General features: G+C 62.5%; 5 protein-coding genes and 1 pseudogene. 1 reads left to right on the top strand and 5 read right to left on the bottom strand.

Annotated features, from left to right (window positions below; translation table 11 throughout):
- The 5 genes and pseudogenes from ACXWUF_RS16565 to ACXWUF_RS16585 form a co-directional block, all read right to left on the bottom strand.
- A partial coding sequence (locus ACXWUF_RS16565) for a TilS substrate-binding domain-containing protein (RefSeq protein WP_458495749.1) occupies nt 1–543 on the bottom strand: 543 nt, incomplete at its 3' end.
- Between the two features lie 27 nt (nt 544–570).
- A pseudogene (tilS, locus tag ACXWUF_RS16570) lies at nt 571–1,214 on the bottom strand (tRNA lysidine(34) synthetase TilS); the annotation flags it as partial.
- Entirely contained in the window at nt 1,207–2,172 is a 966-nt protein-coding gene (gene accA, locus ACXWUF_RS16575) for an acetyl-CoA carboxylase carboxyl transferase subunit alpha (RefSeq protein ID WP_458495745.1), read from the bottom strand. The gene accA and the pseudogene tilS, both read right to left, overlap by 8 nt.
- Before the next feature lie 32 nt (nt 2,173–2,204).
- Nucleotides 2,205–2,924, bottom strand: coding sequence for a dienelactone hydrolase family protein (locus tag ACXWUF_RS16580; protein WP_458495746.1), 720 nt, complete (start codon nt 2,922–2,924; stop codon nt 2,205–2,207).
- 302 nt (nt 2,925–3,226) lie between these two features.
- Entirely contained in the window at nt 3,227–4,396 is a 1,170-nt protein-coding gene (locus ACXWUF_RS16585; RefSeq protein WP_458495747.1) for a cytochrome-c peroxidase, read from the bottom strand.
- A gap of 188 nt (nt 4,397–4,584) precedes the next feature.
- On the opposite strand from ACXWUF_RS16585, the gene ACXWUF_RS16590 reads away from it, so the two are divergent.
- Nucleotides 4,585–6,029, top strand: a 1,445-nt coding sequence (locus tag ACXWUF_RS16590) for a hypothetical protein (protein WP_458495748.1), incomplete at its 3' end; no start/stop codon positions are given.

Raw genomic sequence — 6,029 nt, forward strand, 5'->3', positions numbered from 1 at the left:
ACGCACGGTGATGGTGCCCGTCCGCCAAAGCTCCGGGGCTAGGCCCGGCCCTTCGGTCAATGTCGCGACCAATGCCCCGTTGGCGTCAGGCAAGGTCAAAGGCTCGCTGCCCGCCCACGGAATCTCCGCGTTCGGATTGAACGGAGCGGCGGGCGGCAACAGGTACAGTTCGTTCCGGTAGCGGCGGATTTCCCCCTCCGGCCAGCGAATGACCGGATTGCGATCCGGGGCGGCGGTCAGCGCTTCGTTCAATACTCGGTCCAGCACCTTGGCCGATGGCATCCGGTGGCCCCGGGCGCGTAGCCATTCGCGCAGCACCAAGCGCCGGTCGGCGTCCGAGCAATTCAGCAAGTGGTCGATGAGCAACGTGCCCCGCTCGGGGTTCCCGGCGGTCTTGAAGAGGTCGCGGGCCAGCGCGGTGAGGGTCGCGTGGGCCTCGGCGCAGTGCCCGGCGCTGCGGCTCAGGGTTTCGGCGGCGGCGGGCCAACGCTCGGTCAGCAGCGGCATGATCCGGTGGCGGATGAAGTTGCGGTCGTAGCCCACGTCTTGGTTGCTGGGGTCTTCAGCCCAGTCCAGCCGGTGGAATTCGGCGTACTCGCGCAGTTCGCGGCGGGAGAAGCCCAGTAAGGGGCGCAGCAAAAGCCCGGCTCGAACTCGGCCCGTTCCGGCATGGCGGCTAATCCGGCCAATCCCGCGCCGCGCAGCAGTTGCAGCAGCAGCGTCTCGGCCTGATCGTCGCGGTGTTGGGCGGTGAGCAGCGTGTCGCCGGGCCGCATGATGGAACGGAGCGCCTGATAGCGGGCGGCGCGGGCGGCTTCCTCGGGGCTTTGGCCGGGCTGGGGGCGGGCATCGACCCGCAGCAGCCGGAAAGGAATGTTCTCGGCCTCGCAGACGGCGCGGCATTGCTCGGCCCATCCGTCGGCGGCGGCTTGCAGGCCGTGGTGGACGTGGACGGCGGCGAAATTGTCCGGTCCCGGTGTTGTTGGTCGGGCTTTAGCCCGATCTATCCAGTCATGCGATGGGGTCGGGCTGAAGCCCGACCTACAGTCGTTCCCACGCAGTTCGGCGCAAAGCCGCAGCAGAACCCGCGAATCAAGTCCGCCGCTGTAGGCAATCCAGTAAACCGGGGAGGGAGGATGGCGGGCCAGGATGCGGGCCAAGGCCGCGCCGGATAGGCTGGGGCGGACGGACGCCGCCCCGGAGGCGTCAGGCATTCGCTTCGTCGAACGTCCCGTAGCTCATCAAGCGCTGGTAGCGTTGCTCCAGCAGAGCGTCGAGGGGTTCGCGGCGGACGTCTTCCAGATGTCGCTTGAGGGCCGCCTTGAGATTGTCGGCGGTTTGCTGGCGGTCGCGATGGGCACCGCCCAGGGGTTCCGGCACGATCTCGTCGATCAGCTTCAATTCCTGCAAGCGGGACGAGGTGACGCCCATGGCCTCGGCGGCGAGTTCGGCTTTCTCGGCGCTTTTCCACAGGATCGAGGCGCAGCCTTCCGGCGAAATGACCGAGTAGGTGCTGTATTGCAGCATCAGCAAGCGGTCGCCAACACCAATCGCGAGCGCCCCGCCCGAGCCGCCTTCGCCGATGACGGTGCAGAGGATGGGCGTCCGCAGCGCGGCCATTTCGAACAGGTTGCGGGCGATGGCCTCGCTTTGGCCGCGTTCCTCCGCGCCGATGCCGGGATAGGCACCGGGCGTGTCGATGAAGCACAGGATGGGCAGGCCGAAGCGCTCGGCCAGCTTCATCAGCCGTAGCGCCTTGCGGTAGCCTTCCGGGCGGGGCATCCCGAAGTTGCGGTGGATTTTTTCCTTGGTGTCGCGGCCCTTTTGATGGCCGATGACCATCACCGGGATGCCGTCCAGCTTGGTGAGTCCGCCCACGATGGCCGGGTCGTCGGCGAAGCCCCGGTCGCCGTGCAGTTCGTGGAAATCCTCGAAAATCAGTTCGAGGTAGTCCAGGGTGTAAAGCCGCTGGGGATGGCGGGACATCTGGGAAATCTGCCAAGCGCTCAGATTCGAGAACACCGACTCGGTAAGCTTGCGGCTCTTCTCTTCGAGGCGGGCGATTTCCTCGCTGATATTGATTTCGTTATCGAAACCGACCCGTCGCAGTTCTTCGATCTTGGCCCGAAGCTCGGCGATGGGTTGTTCGAAATCCAGGAAATTGAGGTCCATGTTGTCGTTATCTCGGGGCGGGCGAAAGGTCGCTATTTTAACACTTCGGCGAAGAAAGCCGTCAGGCATTGCCAGGAGCGCTGGTCAGCGGCCTCGTCGTAGACCGTGCCGAAAGCGCGGTCATTGGCCTTGGGGTTGGTGAAGGCGTGGAGGGCGTTGCCGTAAACATGGGCTTGCCAGTCGGCCCCGGCGGCAGTCAGTTCGTGGCCCAGCTCGATCATTTGCGTCGGCGTCGCCATGGGGTCTTCGAAGCCATGCAGCACCAGCACCCTGGCCTTGATCTTGCGGCCCTCGGTGTTGCCCGGCGGGATGAACAGGCCATGCAGGCTCGCCACGCCCCGGATATCGGCCCCGGCCCGCGCCAAGTCCAGCACGCACAGCCCACCAAAACAAAAGCCCATGGCGGCGATGCGGTGGGCGTCCACTTCCGGCTGCAAGCGCAGGGTGTCCAGGGCGCACATGATGCGGCTTTGTAGGAGGCTGCGGTCGGCCATAAAGGGCCGCATGAGGGCGGCGTTCTCCTCGACCGATTGGCCGATGACGCCCTTGCCATACATGTCCAGCGCGAAGGCGGCGTAGCCCAGTTCGGCGAGCTTCTGGGCCTTGTCGCAGACGAACTCGTCGCGGCCCATCCAGGCATGGGCAATCAGCACGGCGGGCATGGGCTTCGGGCGGCGGGCGTCGTAGGCGAAGAAGCCTTCTAAGTCAGTGCCAGCCTGTGAGTAATCGACGGTGCGGGTGCGAATAGTCATGGGTGTGTCCTCCCCTTGGCGTTGAAATTCCGGGGGAATTTACCGCAATTTTCGCCATTCCGCCCCATTTGCAATAAAAGGTTCGTAGTCCCGGCTTCAGCCGGTCCAGCGCCGACCGAAGCCGGGACTACGAGCCATAAATTTCGGCTTTGGGTTCCCGGAAATCGCTTAAGACTCCGCACAAATGGATGCGGTTTAGCAAAAAATAACTTACCGGAATTTGTAGGTCGGACTTCAGTCCGACTTGTCGGGCCAAAGCCCGACCTACAGCGCTATCGAATCATCGAATGATGGCAGTGGCCCTATGAACCGGGCCGATAGCCATCCGTCAGCGTCCGCAGAAAAGCCACCAAATCGTCCACCTCTTGCTCGTTCAATCCCAGCGCCCCCAACTCGCTGCGGTTCATGTTCTCCCGCACTTCCGGCGCGGGCCAGCAGCCCAGCCGCAACGCCTCGGCTTCGGGCGTCAGGGGGTCGGGGCAGGCGGGCTTGACATCGCGGGTGTTGTAGAAATCCACAATACCTCGCAGGGTCTTGAAATAGCCGTTGTGGGTGTAAGGGCCGGTGACGGCGATATTGCGCAAGGTCGAGACCTTGAATTTGCCGTTCTCGGCGGTTGACTTAACGATGGCTCCCAACCCTTTATCGACGAACTTGTCGCCCTGTGGATTCAGCCCGGAGGGCAGGGCGTAAAACGGATTGTCCGGGTTCTTCGGCACCCCCAGATTGTCGTAGGTGAAATCGGTGAGCAGTGGCGGCGTGCCGTTTTCGGCGGGGCGGCTAGGGTGACAAGCGGCGCAGTTGCCCTTGTCTTCCGCTTCAAACAGCTTCCAGCCCCGCAGCTCTTGCCGAGTCAAGCGGGCTTTGCCCGCCAGAAAGTAATCATATTTGGACGTGAACCGGGCGAACACCGGCGTGCGCTCAAACGCGGCGATGGCGTCGGCGATGCGGTTATACGCCTTGTCCACATTATCGAATGCGGCTGGCCCGTAAACCTGTTGGAACAGCGGCGCGTAATCGGCTTGGCGAACCTTCTCGACAACAGTGGCCTCATCGGGATTGGCCATTTCCAGCGGATTCAAGAACGGCCCCTTAGCCTGTGCTTGCAGCGTCGCGGCCCGGCCATCCAGGAATTGCCCACCCACGTACAAGCCCTCGGCTTTATCGAAATGGAACTTCGGGCTGAACGCGGCATACATCGCGATGGGGGTGTTGCGCGAGCCTTGCAATTCGGGCAGTGCGCCCGTGGAGGTCGGCACGTCCTTGTCCGGGTCGGTGAACAGCTTGCCGGGATCGTGGCAGGTGGCGCAGGACTGACCGGGCGGCGTGGAGAGGTTGGTGTCGAAGAACAGCTTCTGGCCCAACCGCGCTTTGCGACCGAGTTTGTCGCCGCCCGGTAGAACCGGGATGTCCGCCACCACGACGGACTGCGCCGCCACCAACACGAGCATGAGGGTGCCGCGTCGCTTCATTGAGGAGGCTCCTTGGGTTGTTTCATTTATGGAGGGCCATCCCTGAACGCCTGTATTGGATTCTGGATTACCTAGTCCGAATTTCCCTTCGATTCTAGCGCAACTACTGTTTACTGAGAACCATTTTCATTTGCGAACGAGATGCATATAATCGAGGTGACTTCATCCATAAAATTTGGAAACACCCGATGAAAAAAATCAGCGTCTTATCTGTTTGCATCGCGGCGGCCTTAGCGCTACCGGAGGCCCAAGCGGCCAAGCCCATGCCCGCCGACATGCAGGAAATGTGGAAAATCATTCAGCAGCAGCAAAAGGAAATCGAGGCGCTGAAAGCCAAGGCGGGGGAAAACGAAGTTCTTAAGAAAGAAGTGAATCAACTCAAGGCCCAGCAAGACACCGCGCCGACGGCGTCGGATGCCGGGGCGCCCGCCAGCGCCAAGGGCCGCAAGTCCGAGGCCGAGCGCAAGACCGAGGTGCTGGCGACGGAAGTGGAGAAGCTGAAAACCAAGCTGTTCATCCCGGACAAGAAGGAATACAAAAGCCAATACGGCTTGGGTCCGGCGGCGTCCGAGGTCTACCGGGTCAATCGTGGTCTGTCCATCGGGGGCTATGGCGAGTGGTTCTACACCAATTACACCGGCGACAAGGGCAGCAAGAAGGACACTTTCGACGCCACCCGCGCCGTGCTGTACGTGGGCTACAAGTTCAACGACTGGATCATCCTCAATAACGAGATCGAGTTCGAGCACGGCACCACCGGCGAGGGCGCCGAGGAGAAGGGCGAGGTCTCGGTGGAGTTCTCGCAACTCGACTTCCTGCTGCACCCGGCGGCCAACATCCGCGCCGGTTTGATGCTGGTGCCGATGGGCTTCATCAACGAAATCCACGAGCCGACCACCTACCACGGCAACCGCCGCCCCGACGTGGAACGCTACATCATCCCGTCCACCTGGCGCGAAATGGGCGCGGGCCTGTTCGGTGAAATCCTGCCCGGCCTGCAATATCGGATGTATGCGATGAACGGCCTGAACGCCAAGAACTTCGAGAGCATTGGCATCCGCGAAGGTCGCCAAAGCGGCAGCGAGGGGCTGGCCGACAACTTCGCCTTCACGGGCCGGGTGGATTACGCGCCGCCGTTCGCCACGGGCTTGCTGGTGGGGGCTTCGGCCTATGTCGGCGACTCTGGGCAGGATCAGCTTTATTTAGGCCGGAAGGTCAACGCCTTCACCCAGCTTTACGAAGGCCATATTCAGTGGCAATACAGAGGGCTGGAATTCCGCGCCCTGGGGGCTTACGGTCACATCGGCGACGCGGCGGCGCTCAGCGCGGCCAAGGGCGAGACCATCGGCAGCGAGAACTACGGCTGGTACACCGAAGCGGCCTACGACATCATGCCGCTGCTGTGGAGGGACGGGACGCAATATCTGGCACCCTTCGTCCGCTACGAGCAGTACGACACGCTGGCCGGGGTGCCGACCGGCTTCACCAAGGATGGCTCCTTCAACCGCTGGATTTATCAGGCTGGTCTGACCTACAAGCCGATCCCGAATATCTCCATCAAGGCGGATTACCGCAACATCCACTCGTCCGCCGGACAGATGCCGGATGAGTTGAATTTGGGTGTGGGTTTCAT

The sequence above is a fragment of the Methylomagnum sp. genome (assembly GCF_054333355.1).

Excerpts from the sequence above, each read along its gene's own strand:
- accA (WP_458495745.1), bottom strand. The coding sequence starts at position 2,172 with ATGGACCTCAATTTCCTGGATTTCGAACAACCCATCGCCGAGCTTCGG.
- ACXWUF_RS16580 (WP_458495746.1), bottom strand. The coding sequence starts at position 2,924 with ATGACTATTCGCACCCGCACCGTCGATTACTCACAGGCTGGCACTGAC.
- ACXWUF_RS16585 (WP_458495747.1), bottom strand. The coding sequence starts at position 4,396 with ATGAAGCGACGCGGCACCCTCATGCTCGTGTTGGTGGCGGCGCAGTCC.